14 protein-coding genes and 2 pseudogenes are annotated in these 15,872 nt (G+C 43.1%); 14 read left to right on the top strand and 2 right to left on the bottom strand.

The features are described 5' to 3' along the window. Window positions 1–649 precede the first annotated feature (649 nt). The 13 genes from D5F11_RS25340 to D5F11_RS25280 all read left to right on the top strand — a co-directional run bounded on the left by D5F11_RS25340 (window position 650) and on the right by D5F11_RS25280 (window position 14,346). Window positions 650–1,774, top strand: a complete 1,125-nt coding sequence (locus D5F11_RS25340) for an ATP phosphoribosyltransferase regulatory subunit (RefSeq protein WP_120119466.1) — start codon at window positions 650–652, stop codon at window positions 1,772–1,774. Continuing rightward, on the top strand, window positions 1,771–2,391 hold the full coding sequence (hisG, locus tag D5F11_RS25335; RefSeq protein ID WP_120119467.1) for an ATP phosphoribosyltransferase: 621 nt from the start codon (window positions 1,771–1,773) through the stop codon (window positions 2,389–2,391). Before D5F11_RS25340 ends, hisG begins: the two co-directional genes overlap by 4 nt. Continuing rightward, complete coding sequence (gene hisD / locus D5F11_RS25330) at window positions 2,388–3,671, top strand: histidinol dehydrogenase (protein ID WP_120119468.1); 1,284 nt, start codon at window positions 2,388–2,390, stop codon at window positions 3,669–3,671. Before hisG ends, hisD begins: the two co-directional genes overlap by 4 nt. Then, a complete protein-coding gene (locus tag D5F11_RS25325) occupies window positions 3,668–4,726 on the top strand; it encodes a pyridoxal phosphate-dependent aminotransferase (protein ID WP_185830915.1) in 1,059 nt (352 codons plus the stop codon). The genes hisD and D5F11_RS25325 overlap by 4 nt, the downstream gene beginning before the upstream one ends. Further along, window positions 4,726–5,313, top strand: coding sequence for an imidazoleglycerol-phosphate dehydratase HisB (hisB, locus tag D5F11_RS25320; protein ID WP_120119470.1), 588 nt, complete (start codon window positions 4,726–4,728; stop codon window positions 5,311–5,313). The genes D5F11_RS25325 and hisB overlap by 1 nt, the downstream gene beginning before the upstream one ends. A 330-nt stretch (window positions 5,314–5,643) precedes the next feature. Further along, window positions 5,644–6,342 (top strand): 1-(5-phosphoribosyl)-5-[(5-phosphoribosylamino)methylideneamino]imidazole-4-carboxamide isomerase, encoded by a 699-nt coding sequence (gene hisA, locus D5F11_RS25315; protein ID WP_120119471.1) that lies wholly within the window; start codon window positions 5,644–5,646, stop codon window positions 6,340–6,342. A 3-nt stretch (window positions 6,343–6,345) separates the two neighbouring features. Then, window positions 6,346–7,101 (top strand): imidazole glycerol phosphate synthase subunit HisF, encoded by a 756-nt coding sequence (gene hisF / locus D5F11_RS25310; protein WP_120119472.1) that lies wholly within the window; start codon window positions 6,346–6,348, stop codon window positions 7,099–7,101. After that, window positions 7,091–7,741, top strand: a complete 651-nt coding sequence (hisIE, locus tag D5F11_RS25305) for a bifunctional phosphoribosyl-AMP cyclohydrolase/phosphoribosyl-ATP diphosphatase HisIE (RefSeq protein ID WP_120119473.1) — start codon at window positions 7,091–7,093, stop codon at window positions 7,739–7,741. Before hisF ends, hisIE begins: the two co-directional genes overlap by 11 nt. A 676-nt stretch (window positions 7,742–8,417) precedes the next feature. Continuing rightward, window positions 8,418–8,963: a helix-turn-helix domain-containing protein gene (locus D5F11_RS25300; protein WP_120119474.1), complete on the top strand. Its 546-nt coding sequence runs from the start codon at window positions 8,418–8,420 to the stop codon at window positions 8,961–8,963. A 209-nt stretch (window positions 8,964–9,172) separates the two neighbouring features. Next, the gene (locus D5F11_RS25295; RefSeq protein ID WP_120119475.1) at window positions 9,173–11,215 is read left to right on the top strand and encodes a hydantoinase/oxoprolinase family protein; all 2,043 of its coding nucleotides are present in this window, start codon (window positions 9,173–9,175) and stop codon (window positions 11,213–11,215) included. Window position 11,216: 1 nt separating this feature from the next. Beyond that, complete coding sequence (locus D5F11_RS25290; RefSeq protein WP_120119476.1) at window positions 11,217–12,947, top strand: hydantoinase B/oxoprolinase family protein; 1,731 nt, start codon at window positions 11,217–11,219, stop codon at window positions 12,945–12,947. A 15-nt stretch (window positions 12,948–12,962) separates the two neighbouring features. Beyond that, complete coding sequence (locus D5F11_RS25285) at window positions 12,963–13,277, top strand: cupin domain-containing protein (RefSeq protein WP_120119477.1); 315 nt, start codon at window positions 12,963–12,965, stop codon at window positions 13,275–13,277. A 478-nt stretch (window positions 13,278–13,755) separates the two neighbouring features. Beyond that, window positions 13,756–14,346: a DUF421 domain-containing protein gene (locus tag D5F11_RS25280; RefSeq protein ID WP_120119478.1), complete on the top strand. Its 591-nt coding sequence runs from the start codon at window positions 13,756–13,758 to the stop codon at window positions 14,344–14,346. A gap of 74 nt (window positions 14,347–14,420) precedes the next feature. Here the strand turns inward: D5F11_RS25280 and D5F11_RS25275 are convergent, their stop codons facing one another. Further along, complete coding sequence (locus D5F11_RS25275) at window positions 14,421–15,311, bottom strand: YitT family protein (RefSeq protein ID WP_120119479.1); 891 nt, start codon at window positions 15,309–15,311, stop codon at window positions 14,421–14,423. A 102-nt stretch (window positions 15,312–15,413) separates the two neighbouring features. Beyond that, a pseudogene (locus D5F11_RS25270) lies at window positions 15,414–15,617 on the bottom strand (VanZ family protein); the annotation flags it as partial. Window positions 15,618–15,659: 42 nt separating this feature from the next. Between D5F11_RS25270 and D5F11_RS25265 the strand changes: the two are divergent. Continuing rightward, window positions 15,660–15,872, top strand: a pseudogene (locus D5F11_RS25265) (hypothetical protein); the annotation flags it as partial.

The following is a 15,872-nucleotide window of genomic DNA, read 5'->3' as shown; positions in this document are numbered from 1 at the left end:
CTCCAACTCTCTTATAAAGTCTCCAACTCTCTTATGAAGTCTCTAACCTTCTTTTAAAAACCGCCTCCAATCAATTGGATCCTCCAAATGAAGGGTTGTTTCTCAAAAGATAAGAAAGCATAAAATTAGATGAAATATTTTGTTCGAATTAAGTTTTTATATGTTAGCTGCGACGTACAGGAAGTACTAGTGCAAGCGAAGCGACAGGATGTCGCGTTCTGAGCCAGCCGACGCACAGGATGTGCTAGTGCCGACGGCGCCACAGGGACGTGGCGCTTTAAGTCGGGCAGGCGCCATCGGTGCATCACGCGGAAGTTTATTCAGGAAGAATGTGCTCCTGCGGCACAGCTTATTCAAGGAAGCCTATGTTTCCCTCGTCGCAAAGCTGCATGAAGCATACTCAAAGAAGCTTTTCACGGTGTAATTGAAATGAGCAGCTTTGCTGTGGTGGCGAGGAACTCCCTCATCAAAATTCGCCTTGTGCTTGTCGCCAAAGGCTGAGCGCCTTGCACTTTTCTCAATTCCGTCACGATTTTTTCTGAATAAGAATTGACGAACAATTATTTTTTATGGTAAAGTAATACCAATTTACTGAAATCCTTTAGTTCGCTAGAGAATTAAAGAGTATAGATTCGGGAAGTGACTTGTTATGTTTTTGCCAGCAGGAAGCAGGGATGAGATGGGGCCCGCAGTTAGCAACCGCTTTTCTGTTATGGAAAAGTTCAGGGAAGTGGCAGTGCTGCGCGGCTATGAGCAAATTTCTACACCAGTGTTTGAATATGCATCGACTTTTACAAATGAATATGTGGGGATGAACCTTCAAAATATGCTGAAATGGTTCAATTCGGAAGGAGAAATTGAAGTACTTCGCCCGGATTGGACAACATCTATCGCTCGGGCATTGTCATCGCAGGATCGCAATCCGCAGAAATGGGCTTATCAGGGGTCCGTCTTCAAGACTGACAGGCCAGGTATGGAAGATCACCAAGCCGGTATTGAAATCCTGCATATGCCAACATTGATGGGGGAAATCGAAAGCCTTTTGATGGCCAGCTCTATTTTAAAAAGCATTGGAATTACAGATTATGTCATCGAACTTGGCCACACTGAACTATATGAAAGCCTTGTTCAGGAGCTTGATTTGAAGAACGAGGAAGCGGAACGGCTCCGCCAGGCCATGCATGATAAAAAACAGGATGAAGTTTACGAAATCGCGCTTCACTATGGGGACGAGGAAACAGCGAAGGAACTGGCAGCCCTCGTTGACGCATACGGTGGCATAGAAGTGATCACTGAATACGAGGAACGGTGGAAGGACAGGAAAGATCTGCTTGACATGCTAGCCCAAATGAAAAAGGTCGCACAGATTCTAACTGAATCGGGCAGCGGTGAAATCCTTGTCGATCTTGGCAGAGTGAAGAATCTTCCTTATTATTCTGGAATGTTATACAGGGGATTTTTGAAAAAAACGGGTGTTGTTTGTTTTTCCGGTGGACGTTACGATAAGCTGTATGATCGGTATGGAGGCCAAGTTTCAGCTGCAGGCCTCGCATTCGATGTAGATGTTCTTGCTGAAATTTACCAGGAAGAATCATCTTTGGAAACAGTCTGCATCATCGCTAATCTTGATGCGCTTGTTTACGCAGAAAAATTAAGGCAGTCATATGAAAATTGCATAGTCGATGTCCGTACGGAGAAGGCTGATTCAGATGATTATGATAAAATAGTAGAAATAAAACTTATTGACGGAAAATATGAGGTGTTGGAAAAGTGAAACCGACGATCGCTCTGACAAAAGGGAGATTGGAAAAACAATTTCTCGCATTTTTACAGTCAAAAGGCTACGATATTACGTCTTTGACAGATAAAGGAAGAAAGCTTCAAATCGAGACGGACGAATTTTTTGCCGTTTTTGCGAAGGGAGTAGACGTGGCTACTTACGTTGAACATGGGATTGCGGATCTCGGCATTGTTGGGGAGGACATCCTTCTTGAATTCGAGCCGGACGTCTATGACCTATTGCCGCTTCCATTCGGAAAATGTCGCCTTGCCATAGCAGGGGAGCCTGAAGGGTCTCACTCCTTCGGCAAACAGCGAATTGCAACGAAGTTCCCGAACATCACAACGAAATATTTCAGGGAACGCGGTAAATCCGTTGACATTGTCAAGCTGGAAGGCTCTGTTGAATTGGCTCCGCTTTTGGGACTAGCGGACAATATCGTGGATATTGTTGAAACGGGCAGCACATTAAAAGAGAACGGGCTTGTTGTAAAAGAAGAAATGATGTCCATTTCCGCAAGATGCATCGCAAACCGTAATTCTTTGAAACTGAAAAAATCCGTATTGGCGCCGCTCATTGACTCATTCCGCATCGAGGAGGCTGCCATATGATACCAGCGTACACTGTAAATCAGTTCAAAGATACATTCATTTCGGCAAAAACGAAAAAGCAGCCTTTTGATGATGAAGTTTTAGAAACGGTAAAAAAAATCATGGAAGACATCCGTACCCGTGGCGATGAAGCGTTACAAGAATACACGGAAAAATTTGACGGATACAGCGGTGACAACTGGGAAGTGACAAAGGAAGAAAGAAAAGCGGCCTGGAAGGAAGTCTCTTCCGAAGTGATTGAGTCACTTGAAAGGGCCGCTGCCAATATCAAAAGCTTTCATTCCAAACAGCTTCAGCAATCGCGGATGATGGAAATGACGGATGATATCATTTCCGGCCAGCTTTTCCGTCCAATTGAACGGGCTGGTATTTATGTTCCAGGTGGAAAAGCTTGCTACCCGTCCACCGTATTGATGAACGCCATCCCGGCAAGTCTTGCAGGGGTGCAAAAAATCGTCATGGTTACCCCTGTCAGAGGAGGAGACACCATTCCAGCTGTGTTATCTGTTGCTGCTGATATTGCCGGAGTGGATACAATCTATAAAGTAGGTGGAAGCCAGGCGATAGCAGCGCTTGCATATGGAACAGACAAAATCCCTTCCGTCGATAAAATTGTCGGTCCGGGAAATGCTTTCGTGGCTGCCGCAAAATCGCTAGTGTTTGGCGATGTGGGTATTGACATGATTGCGGGCCCTTCTGAAGTGGCCATCATTGCTGATGAAACAGCCACTCCAGCTTTCGTCGCGGCTGATTTGATTGCACAGGCTGAGCATGACGAAAGAGCGCGCTCCTTCCTTTTTACGACTTCCAAACAGCTTGTTGATGAGACAATAGTCGAATTGCAGAAGCAATGCGCGGAGCTTCCCAGAAAGGACATAGCAGAAGTTTCGCTGACAAATGAAGGGGCTATTGTTCTAGTGAATTCTTTAGAGGAAGCCTTTGAATTGGCAAACGCTCTTGCTCCTGAGCATTTGGAGATACAGGTGGAAAATGCTTTGCAGCATTTGAGCAAAGTGAAAAATGCAGGATCGGTATTTATCGGCCACCACACACCTGAAGCGGTTGGTGATTATTTTGCCGGACCTAACCATGTTTTGCCGACAGTGGGAACTGCCCGTTTTTCATCAGGGCTGTCCGTTGATGATTTCGTCAAAAAAACTACGTATGTTTATTACTCTGAAAAAGCATTGCGCAATGCGGCTCCTTATGTGGAAACTTTGGCAACGAAGGAAGAATTGGACGGCCATGCGCGTGCTGTGAAAGTGAGGCTGGAACGGTGAGAAAAACACTCCGCGGGTTGGTTCCTTATAAAGTGACGTCTGAACAGGATGATGTAATCCGGCTTGATAACAATGAGGCATATACAAGCCTCCTTTCCTATCTCGACTTTTCCGAGTTAGAACAAACGCTGCTGAACCGTTATCCGGCAGAAAGTACGGAAGCGTTGATTGAGGCTTACAGCAAATTTTCCGGCTTTCCTGTCGAGAATGTTTTGGCAGGAAATGGATCGGATGAATGCATCACGCTTATTTGCCAATATGCACTTGATCCAGGGGATCATGTAATCGTATTGGAACCCGATTTTTCCATGTACGAAAAAAATGCCCGTGTCATGGGGGCAGAAGTGACAACGATCCAGTTGAACGAAGACTTTACATTGCCGTTGGATAAAATTAAGGCAGAGATCGAACGCTTGAACCCAAAATTATTGCTCTTGTCCAACCCGAACAATCCTACAGGCAGATTATATGAAAATGAGGAAATCGAAGCATTGATCGGTGCGATGAAGCAAGCGGGAGGCCTCCTTATTTTAGATGAGGCTTATATCGATTTTGCCGGGGAGTCAGCCTTTGCTAAACAGGTGCTCGATTATGAGAACCTACTTATTTTAAGGACGGCTTCAAAAGCGCTTGGAATGGCGGCGCTCCGTCTCGGCTTTATGATAGCCAATGATCGGATCATTGAGGGGATTACAGCGGTTAAACCGCCATATAACGTAAATACCGTTTCCGCTCAGATGGGCACGCAGCTTTTGAAAAAGCCTGAGCTTTTGGACCAATTTTTAATTATGCAGCTAGCACAAATTGCAGAGCTTGAAGAAATCATGAAAGAATTTGCCGGCAGGGTGCCAGGAGCTGTTCTATATCCGAGCAGCACGAACTTCTATTTAGTGAAGATGGAAGGAGCCCAGGATTTAGCTGAATTTTTATATGAAAGAAAAATAAAAATCCGATATTTCGGAAAAGGTTCTTTCAAAGCTGTCCGGATATCTGCAGGGACTGCGGAAGAACATGCTAAGCTGAAAGAGGCATTGATGAATTGGAGTGACAAGTAATGCGCCAAGCGTCAAGTAAAAGGGAGACAAGTGAAACAAAGATAGAGCTTGCAGTTTGTCTTGATGATCCGACGGAGGTTGAGATCCATACGGGGGTCGGGTTTTTTGATCATATGCTGACTGCTTTTGCGCGGCATGGCAGATTTGGGCTTAAGGCGACAGTGGAGGGCGATCTTCATATTGATAGCCACCATACAGTAGAAGATACAGGGATTGTCCTGGGAAAAGCAATTAGGGAAGCGCTTGGTGACAAGCAGGGGATCGTCCGATTTGGGACATCCTATGTCCCGATGGATGATGCGCTTGGATTTGTTTCGCTTGATATAAGCGGTCGGCCATTCCTTCATTTTGAAGGTGATTTTAAAATGCAGTCACTGGGTAATTTCGATACGGAGCTTGTAAGGGAATTTTTCCAGGCATTTGCTTTTAACGCAGGTATCACGCTCCACGCTCGAGTTTTGTATGGGGAAAATACCCATCATAAAATCGAGGCGATTTTTAAAGCGCTTGGACGTGCTTTAAGAGAAGCGGTTAATATTGATCCTAATATAAAAGGGGTTCTTTCAACAAAGGGCCTGTTGGAGTAAGGAAAGCACAAGGCGTATTGTGAGGAGTCAGTTCTTGAGCCGCCACAGCAAAGCTGTTGAGTATGCTTCATGCAGCTTTGCGACGAGGGAAACATATGCTTCCTTGAATATGCTGTGCCGCAGGAGCACATTCTTCCTGAATAAACTTCCGCGTGATTTGGTCCTTGCGCCAATGGCTCCTGGCGACTTAAAATGCCACGTCCTGTGGCGTCGTCGGTACTAGGACTTCTTGTCTGTCAGAGCTGGACATAACGCATTCTCATTTCGGGAGAGGGCTCAATGTATTTTATACTTTCTTAAAAATAAGCCAAATGTTTGTAGGAGGAACCAATGAAGATTTTACCGGCAATGGACTTGATTGATGGAAAATGCGTCAGGCTTTATCAGGGAGATTTCAATCAAACAACACAGGTGGGGAGTGACCCGGAATCTCAGCTTCAAACTTTTATTGATGATGGGGCGGAAATCATTCATATCGTTGATTTGGATGGAGCCCGTTCAGGGAAGCCTGATCAGCTTGAGTTGATTTCTAGGCTTTGTGCAAAATCGCCTGTTCCTATTCAGATTGGAGGTGGGATCCGCAACCTTGAAACTGTGAAGGCGTACGTTGAGGCAGGTGCTGAGCGTGTTGTCATCGGAACGGCAGCAGTCGAGGATGAATATTTTTTAAAAGAAGCATTGAAAGATTACAAGAAAAATATCGTCATTGGAATCGACGCTCGCAATGAGAAAGTGGCTGTTTCAGGTTGGGAAACTGAGACTGAAGTGGATTACATCAAGTTTGCTAAGAAGATGGAAGAGCTCGGAGTGGAAACGATCGTTTTCACAGATATTTCAAAGGACGGTACGATGCAGGGACCGAACCTTGAACAGTTGAAAAAGATCAATGATGCAGTTGAATGTAAGATTGTCGCTTCAGGAGGAATTAGAAACCAGACGGACCTTGATGCAGTTGCTCGCCTCGGCATTGAGGAAGCAATTGTCGGAAAGGCTATGTATGAAGGCACGGTAAAACTAAGGAGGTCATGAAAAATGAAGAAAATTATTCCTTGTTTAGACGTAAAAGATGGGCAAGTGGTGAAAGGAATCAATTTTGAAGGGCTTCGCTTAATGGGCGACCCGGTGGAGATGGCCTCTAATTATTCGGAAAATGGTGCCGATGAATTGGTACTTCTTGATATCTCGGCTACGACAGAAGGCAGAGATACGATGGTGGATGTAGTTAAAAGGGTAGCTGAAAAAATATCCATTCCGTTTGCGGTCGGCGGAGGAATTAAAACCTTGGATGATATTTCAAGGGTTCTCGATGCTGGTGCGGATAAGGTCGGAATCAATTCAGCTGCGGTAGATCGTCCTGAACTGATCAAGGAAGCGGCAGAAAAATTTGGGTCCGAAAAGGTTGTCGCAGCTGTGGATGCCAAGCAATTCCCAGATGGCTCATGGCATGTTATGACTCACGGCGGCATGAAGGACGCTGGACTGGATGCGGTGCAATGGTCAAAAATGCTTGAAGAGCTGGGAGCCGGTGAAATTTTACTAACAAGCGTTGATCGGGACGGTATGAAAGACGGTTATGATTTGGAATTGACAAAAGCGATAGTCGATGCGGTTGCGATTCCGGTTACGGCTTCCGGCGGCTGTGGCAACTCAGGTCACATCGTCGAAGTGTTCGAAAAGACGGACTGTGCTTCTGCTTTGGCAGCATCTATTTTTCACGAAAATACCGTCAGTATCCCTGAGGTAAAAAAGCAATGCCGCGAGCGAGGAGTGAACGTCAGTGACTCCTGATTTTTCCAAGGGACTGATTCCGGCCATTGTCGTTGATGACAAGAGCGGCGAGGTCCTGATGCTTGCTTATATGGACCAAACAGCTTTTAACAAAACAATGGAAACAAAGGAAACGTGGTTTTATTCCAGATCCCGCAAGGAATATTGGAATAAAGGAGCTACATCCGGTAACAAGCAGCGGGTCAAGTCCATCCAAGCGGATTGTGATGGCGACACTTTGCTGGTGAGGGTTGATCCGCTCGGCCCTGCTTGCCATACAGGTGAACAATCATGTTTCTTTGACACAATTGAAGGTGTACATGAAGATCTGCCTTTGTCATCTGTTATTACATCCCTCAATGACGAAATAACAGATAGAAAAGCAGAGCCTGTTGAAGGATCATATACCGCTTATTTATTCGAAAAAGGTACAGATAAAATTGCTAAAAAGCTGATCGAAGAAGCTGGTGAAGTCATCATTGCAGCTAAAAATAAAGATAAAGAAGAACTAGTCAATGAATTTGGCGACCTCTTTTACCATTGTCTTGTTCTGATGGCGGATCAAAATGTACCGCTTGAGGCTGTGTTAGCGGAACTGCGGAACCGCTCATCCAAAAAGGGCAATTTGAAAAAAGAACGTCCGGAAATCGAAAACTGGTAGTTGCTCAAACTGAGCGAAGGAAATAAAGACCTAGCATGTAAAAAAACATTTTATAAAGTGAAATATAATTGCATTTTAAATAACTTTAAGGAACACTATTTTAAATGCTTAAGCATGCAAGCAGTCCACCCTTTTCAGGGTGGATTTTTAAATATTTCTTTTTGTCATCCATCGCTTAACAAAAAACATTCCAAGTGAGACACCTAAAGCGGTGGAAAAAGCAGTCAAAATATTAAAATTATGTTTTAGAAATTGATTAACTATTAAATTGCAAATGAACAAGAACAAAAAGAAAATAAAGTAATTAACTATCTTTCGTTTCATACAAAAAATTACCACCTTATTCGTCTATCCATACAACCTTTTCCGAATGTTTGTTCTTATTAAGATTATACTGTGAATATAGAAAGGTATCAAATATCAACAAGTTATCAGTAGTTAAACCAGAGAAATATGAAACATCTAAAAAACGAATTGAGTGCCTAAAAGTAACAAAAATGTCTGTGAGTGCTCAGGCATTTTTTTATTTTTGATAACTCGGATATGTGTAGAAACATTCTAAAAATATCTTTATTGAGTTGACTGATAATTAATAATAATCGTTGCAACTGTAAAATAATTATGCTATATTCAGAACTACTACACTTATACTTCAATTTTGAGAGGGTATTCGTACATGGATGAAATTCATATTAAGATCAAGGCATTGCGTCAAGAGCGTAATCTTACGCTAAAGGATTTGAGTGAGAAAACTGGATTATCTCTAAGCTTTTTATCACAAATAGAAAGAGGTGCATCATCTCTATCTATAACTTCACTCAAGAAAATCTCTGATGCATTGGGGATTCATATTAATTATTTCTTTTTGGAAGAGACTACACAGCAGCAATACGTTGTTCGTGCGAATGAACAACATAGCTTTACAACAAGCTCAGGGAGTCAGGTGTATACAAGGCTAACGGGTACTTTTAACAACCGGAAGCTGGAGCCTTTAAAGGTTGTGCTGCCACCGCATATGCACGAGCAACATCCTTTTAGCCACAATGGAGAGGAATTCTATTATGTGTTAAAGGGCGAAGTGATTTTTTATTTGAATGAAGAGAAGTTTCATTTATTCGAAGGAGATACAATTCATTATCCTTCCAGTCTGATTCACCAATGGGAAAATCCGCTTTCAGAGGAAAGTATCGTTTTAAGCATAGTGACACCAATCATTTTTTAACTTCATTCAGCTGGAGTCTCCCACTTCTGTAAGTAGTGGGATGAATGCTTATTGGTGTTCCATTCGGTGGGGGTTCAAACCCCGGCTGAATAAAGTTAAAGCCTCCGGCGGATGCCTCAGATTTTCAGAGGAAATTTATCGAGCTTAAGCTCGATAAAATCTGGGCGCAAATACGCCAAGGCGCATTTGATTATAGGAGTGTGACCAGCATGAGAGTAGCTACTGATATCGGAGGAACATTCACTGATTTAGTATACGTAGATGATAAAGGCAATATCGGGATTGATAAAAGCAGCACGACCCCGCCAAACTTTGAAAAAGGTGTCTTAGATGTCATTAAGAAAAGCGGAGTTGATCAGTCGTCCATCTCAATGTTCATTCATGGTACAACGGTTATTATTAATGCGTTGACGGAAAGAAAAGGTGCTAAAACAGGTTTGATCACAACGAAGGGGTTTCGCGATGTATTGGAAATTGCCCGTGGTAATCGTCCAGATCTGTTCAATGTGAATTATGAGAAACCGACACCGTTTGTTGAACGTTATTTACGCCGGGAAGTAAGTGAGCGCGTTAATTATAAAGGTGAAGTTTTGCGTGAATTGAATACAGATGAAGTGAAAGAATGCATTGATTTCTTCAAGAAGGAAGGAGTAGAGGCAATTGCCGTTTCATTCCTCCATTCTTACACGAACCCTTCACACGAACAGCAAACTGTAAAATTGATCAAAGATCTGTGGCCTGAAGTAAAGGTTACTGCTTCCAGCGATATCACACAGGAATGGCGAGAGTATGAACGGACTAATACAGCTGTATTGAACGCCTATGTTCAACCGGCGGCTACAACATATATCAACCAGCTTGAAAATGAACTCAAGACACAGGCGGAAATCGACCAACGATATATTATGCAATCGAATGGAGGAACTACAAAGTTCGACAAAGCCAAAGAAGCGCCGATTAATATGGTGGAGTCCGGACCGGTCGCTGGTATTTTTGGTGCAGCTGTCCTTGGTGAGATGATAGGTGAAAAAAATATCATAGCATTTGATATCGGCGGAACAACGGCAAAATGCTCGCTGATTGAAAATGGAGAGGTCAAGGTATCCACTGATTATTACATCGAAAAAGATGGCCGGAGTGCAGGGTACCCCATCAAGACTCCTGTTGTCGATATTATTGAAATTGGAAATGGCGGCGGTTCAATCGCATGGATTGATGGGGCGGGTTCATTGAAAGTTGGACCACAATCGGCAGGAGCCACTCCAGGGCCAGTCGCCTATGGTCAAGGCGGAACTGAACCGACTACGACAGATGCAAATTTACTCACTGGACGTTTATCATCTAAAAATTTTGATTATGATGTGAATTTGGACACTGTCCGGTCTGCTATCGCAACGAAAATCGGTAATCATTTTGGAATCACTCCTGAAGAAGCGGCTCTCGGCATCATTCGGATTGCCAATTCGAACATGTTAAATGCTTTGAAATTGATTTCAATACGCAAAGGTTATAATCCACAAGATTTCACGTTGCTTGCTTTTGGCGGCGGTGGTTCCATGCATGCACCGGCGCTGGCACTTGAACTTGGTGTCAAAAAGGTTGTCGTGCCTATTGCTTCCCCTGTATTCTCAGCATGGGGCATGCTGATGACAGATCTTCGTCACGACTATATTCAAACATATATTAAGCGGATGAATGATTTGCCATTGGAAGAGATCGATTGCCAGTGGGAAGAAATTGAGCGTAACGCATTGCAGCATTTCAGCCAGGAAGGAATGGAAGAGGATAAAGTGGAATTCCATCGGTTCGCCGATATGCGTTATCTTGGACAGGAACATACAGTGAAGGTACCTGTCGCAAATGGCAAGTGGACGGATGAGGCGAAAAGGCAAGCTATCGAAGATTTCCATAAACTGCATGAAAAGAACTACACATTCAAATTAGAGGATGCCCAAACGGAAATCGTAAATCTTCATGTGACAGCGTTCGGAAAAGTGGAGAAACCGACCATCTCCAAATTGAACAGAACAAGTTCACTAATGGAAGCAAAAAAAGAGGATCGTGACGTATATTATGAGAATAAAGGCTGGGTTACAACGCCTGTCTATGACAGGGACAAGCTACCGGTAAATGAAGTTATTGCTGGGCCGGCGATTGTCGAGGAGAAAGCAGCAGTCACAGTCATATATGAACAGCAAAAGCTCTATTTGGATGACTATGGCAATATCATCATTGAAAAGGAGGAAAACTAATATGACCATCTCAAGCAAAATTGATCCGTTCACATTGGAAATCGTAAAAGACTCCCTATTAGCCGTCGGTGATGAGATGTTCGTAGCATTAGCGCGGACGTCCATGAGTCCGATCATTTATGAAGTGCTTGATTATGCAAGTGGACTTACTGACGCTAAAGGAAACCTCCTTACACAAGGAAATGGTGTTACAGGATTTATCGGAATGCTTACGTTCATGGTAAAAGAGACGTTGAATAAATATCCGGGAGATCAACTGAAGCCCGGCGACATTATCATCATCAATGATCCTTATCAAGGCGGGGGCTCACATTTATCCGATGTCGGGCTCGTTATGCCAATCTTTTATGAAGGTGAAATTATTGCTTTTTCTGCCAATAAAGCGCACTGGACGGAGGTTGGAGGGAAAGATCCAGGTTCATTCACCAATGACTCAGTCGATATTTTCCAAGAAGGTCTTCAATTCTCTTGTCTTAAACTCTTCGATGAAGGAAAAGTGAATGAGGCACTCATCGAAATCATCCGTTCAAATGTCCGCTTCCCTGATCTATCACTCGGCGATATGTGGGCGCAAATTGCAGCACTTCGCACAGGTGATCGGCGTTTGCAGGAGCTTTGTGAAAAGCATTCGAAAGAAACGATTCTTGCCGCTATTGATTATTTACTTGATCATGGGGAAGAAATGGCCCGTCAGGAACTGAAAGAGCTCCCCAAAGGGACGTTTTATGCTGAGGACTTCATTGATACGGATGGACTGGGTAATGGTCCCTTCCCAATTAAAGTGAAAGTGACTATTACAGACGATGAATTCGTTTGCGATTTTCGGGGAAGTTCCCCTCAAGTGCTGGGTCCAGTGAACTGTTCGTATACCGGTCTCGTTTCTGCGGTTCGCACAATATTTTTAGCTATCACAAATCCGGCGCAAGACGTAAACGATGGCGTATTCCGCCCATTGACAGTTATTGTTGATCCGAAGTCGATCATGTCAGCCGAACGACCCGTTCCTGTTTCTAACTACTTCGAAACGCTACTAGGAAGCCTTGATCTGGTTTGGAAAGCAATGGCACCGCATTTGCCAAATCGGTTGACCGCAGGCCAGTTCTTGTCTGTATGTGCCGTTACATTGTCGGGTACCCACCAAGATACAGGTGAACCTTTTCTCATCGTTGAACCTTCCGTTGGTGGATGGGGCGCTTCCAATCGAAAAGACGGGGAGTCCGGACAATTCTGTATCGCAGATGGAGAAACCTACAATGTCCCTGTAGAAGTGGCTGAAACGAGATATGGCGTGATGTTGGATGAATATAGCTTGCGTCAAGATGGAAACGGAGCAGGTGCAGGCAAGTATATTGGCGGTAAAGGAGTAATCCGTTCCTATCGTGCATTATCGGATGGTCAGGCTGTCACGGCAACATTTGGCCGCAATAAATTTCTCCCATGGGGAATCGCTAATGGGTGTGATGGCTCTCCGAATGAATTCTGCGTTATTAAAGCGGATGGGGAAACAGACGGACCTTATGGCGTCTATCCACGTTATAAATTGAATACGAACGATGTAGTCCGTCTCATGACTGGAACGGGTGGAGGTTATGGCGATCCAAAAGAACGTCCGGCAGTCCAAGTCGCAATGGATGTTAAAAATGATTACTTCACAGTGGAAGAAGCTCGTGAACATTTCTTAGTAGAAGTTGATCCAGAGACATTTGATTATAAAGAATTGCCCGGAAGATAAAGTCAGGAGGCCATCATGAAGAAAAATACACCAAAGTTAACAAGCGACATCGTACAAAATCTTTTTCACGATCAGTACCCGGGAGCTGAAATAAAATTCGGCTATGTTTCCATACCGGCAGGTGAACGTCTGCCAAGCGAAGGTACGACGTTTCATGAAGAACAAGAATATTCATTCATAACAAAAGGTACACTTAAGGGAGAGTCCGGAGGCGTACCGTATGAAATTACTGCTGGAGAAGCATCTTTTATTCCAGCAGGCGAACCCCATTGGTGTGTCAATAAAGGTGACGAACCAGTCGAGATCATTTTTGCACTAGTAAAAGCATAACCCTTGAAGCTACTGATGAAAAATCCTTTTTCGGTACAGACTGGGAAACCGTTGGATATATGGATGAAGCTGTTCCTGCTTACGCATTTGAAAACAATGACTTGATAGGGATAATATATTCCCTTTTGAGATTGCAGGGACTAAGAAGAAAATAAATATAACCCGTTGCTCACTTTAAAATGAGCGGCGGGTTATATTTTATGCTATATGCTCTGCTTAACCACTCCCCAAACCACTCCCTCGAATTGTCCAGCAACGAAGGAAACCCGCTCAACATTACTTTGAAATGTCCAAAAAGACTTCTCACATCATCCATTGAATATTTTTAATCCTAGCGCAACTTAAAAACGGTAGCTCATACGTAATGTGTCCGTTGTGGATTGTATGGATGTTTTTTTCATATTGACCCAACTAATAAAAGAACATGCATGTTTCAATTGCCAATGCAAACAATAATGCTAGAAATGGAGTTGATCGAATGAAGCTGCTTTGGGAGCCGCTCATTGTTCTTATAGCCGGATTGTTTTTACTGAAAGTGACCGGAAGAAAAGCGATTGCTCAAATGACCATGCCCCAATTAATTGTCATGCTTTCTTTAGGGACCATCCTTGTACAGCCCATTGCACATAAGGGAGTTGTGCAGACTCTAGTGGTTGTGGGTATATTCGTTGTAACCTTATTTTTGCTGGAATACCTTCAAATGAAAATAAATGGCGCTGAAACAATTTTAACAGGTAAATCCAAAGTGGTAGTTCAGAACGGAACAATCAATGTACCTGAACTGCGAAAGCTCAGGATGAGCGTCGACCAACTGGAAACGAGGTTGAGGTTAAACGGTATTAGCAAAGTGGATGATATTAAAACTGCAACGATTGAGCCGAACGGAGAGCTCGGGTACGAATTGAAGGACGAAGCCAAACCGCTTACAAAGAAAGAATTTAAAAAGTTGATGGATGAGTACATGCTTGGGGTGAAAGAATCACAAACAACAGGACAGAAAAGCAATGGAGCAAATATTTTTGACGAGATTCAAGGAGAGAATAATGATCACCCAAAGTATTTACAATAGTAACCTTAGGATATAAAAATCAGGCATTTTTCCTTGCCTGATTCTTATATTCAGGTTGGTTGTCCCCAGGTTGCTTAGTGAATACTTTTTTTCTTTGTACGTCCACCACGAACTTCAGAAATGTTTCCAATTGCAAGAAAAGCGGCAGGATCATGTTCGTCGACGATGGATTTTAGCTTTGATTCTTCCAAACGGGTGATGACACAAAAAATGACCGCTCTATCATTGCCTGTGAATGCCCCTTCACCTTTTAAATACGTGACCCCTCGCCCTAGCCTTGCCATGATGGAATTGCCGATTTCCTCAGCTTGCTCGCTGATGACCCAAACTGATTTTGATTCATTAAAGCCTTCAACGACTAAATCCATTACTTTTGAAGCGATGTAATAGGTGATGATGGAGTACATGGCACGATCCCAGCTGAAAATAAATCCTGCAGTGGTGAAGATGAAGAAGTTGAAGAACATGACAACCTCTCCGACAGAAAATGGAAGTTTATGGCTCATGAGAATTGATAGAACTTCCGTGCCATCAAGGGAACCGCCGGCACGAATCACAATTCCTACGCCTGTCCCCAAAATGATGCCGCCGAATACGGTATCAAGCAATAAATCATCTGTGACAACATAAGCATTATGAAGGAATACAGAGGTTAACGATAGGACAAAAATTCCGTACAAGGTGGCTAATGCGAAAGTCTTTCCAATTTGTTTATACCCTAGATATACAAATGGAAGGTTTAATATGAAGAGGATAAAGCCGACTCGCCAATCAGTCAAATAACTGATTATGATGGAAATGCCAGTGATACCGCCATCCAAAATATTATTAGGAATTAAGAAAAGCTCAAGAGCAACAGCCATCAATACGGCTCCAATTGTGACAAAAAGAATTCTCCCAAAAACTGCAATTTTTGTCAGCCTTTTATGTTGGACCGTATTTAAAGTGGATTCGATTGCAACCATAAAATCAACCTTCCCATGAATGATTTTCATGACTTAAGCGTACAGCTCTCTCGATTATTGCAGCAAAAAAAACGTGGTGAACTGATTCTACACTCTAAGCCTTTATCCCTTAATTTTGTAAAACTTTCTTCTTGAATGCAACTTTTTTACCTTCTTCCACAATAAAAAACTCATCATCCCTCCAGCAGTGTTTACAATGATATCATCGACATTGCAGCCGCGAGTCCAAATCAGGCCGAAATAACTGAATAAAAGTTGATATGATTCGATTACACAGCTTGTCAAAAAAATGAGGAATGCCGCTTTTTTTGAAAAAGTAAAGAAAGTAACGGAAAAATCGAGTTATCCATGGGCATTTTTGAAGGGAAAAGGCAAAAACCTCTGAATATTTGGGTGAAAGAATTGCCAAAAGGGAAAATGAAAGAGATCGAATTAATCTTTGACCGGCAACTGATGCTGTCTATTGCTTATGAGGATGGAAGGGAAGTAACAGAGAATCAATTCGTAAATCGGGCTGCCATTGACGTTGGAGAAATTCATACCATTACGGCGGTGGCTGAA

The organism is Siminovitchia terrae (genome assembly GCF_003605405.2).
In the GTDB taxonomy this organism is placed as follows: Bacteria; Bacillota; Bacilli; order Bacillales; family Bacillaceae_C; genus Siminovitchia; species Siminovitchia terrae.
Note: the sequence above shows the minus strand (reverse complement) of the source record. Positions and strands in the feature narration are given on the sequence as shown.

Excerpts from the sequence above, each read along its gene's own strand:
- D5F11_RS25340 (WP_120119466.1), top strand. The coding sequence starts at position 650 with ATGTTTTTGCCAGCAGGAAGCAGGGATGAGATGGGGCCCGCAGTTAGC.
- hisD (WP_120119468.1), top strand. The coding sequence starts at position 2,388 with ATGATACCAGCGTACACTGTAAATCAGTTCAAAGATACATTCATTTCG.
- hisB (WP_120119470.1), top strand. The coding sequence starts at position 4,726 with ATGCGCCAAGCGTCAAGTAAAAGGGAGACAAGTGAAACAAAGATAGAG.
- hisA (WP_120119471.1), top strand. The coding sequence starts at position 5,644 with ATGAAGATTTTACCGGCAATGGACTTGATTGATGGAAAATGCGTCAGG.
- hisF (WP_120119472.1), top strand. The coding sequence starts at position 6,346 with ATGAAGAAAATTATTCCTTGTTTAGACGTAAAAGATGGGCAAGTGGTG.
- D5F11_RS25300 (WP_120119474.1), top strand. The coding sequence starts at position 8,418 with ATGGATGAAATTCATATTAAGATCAAGGCATTGCGTCAAGAGCGTAAT.
- D5F11_RS25295 (WP_120119475.1), top strand. The coding sequence starts at position 9,173 with ATGAGAGTAGCTACTGATATCGGAGGAACATTCACTGATTTAGTATAC.
- D5F11_RS25290 (WP_120119476.1), top strand. The coding sequence starts at position 11,217 with ATGACCATCTCAAGCAAAATTGATCCGTTCACATTGGAAATCGTAAAA.
- D5F11_RS25285 (WP_120119477.1), top strand. The coding sequence starts at position 12,963 with ATGAAGAAAAATACACCAAAGTTAACAAGCGACATCGTACAAAATCTT.
- D5F11_RS25280 (WP_120119478.1), top strand. The coding sequence starts at position 13,756 with ATGAAGCTGCTTTGGGAGCCGCTCATTGTTCTTATAGCCGGATTGTTT.
- D5F11_RS25275 (WP_120119479.1), bottom strand. The coding sequence starts at position 15,311 with ATGGTTGCAATCGAATCCACTTTAAATACGGTCCAACATAAAAGGCTG.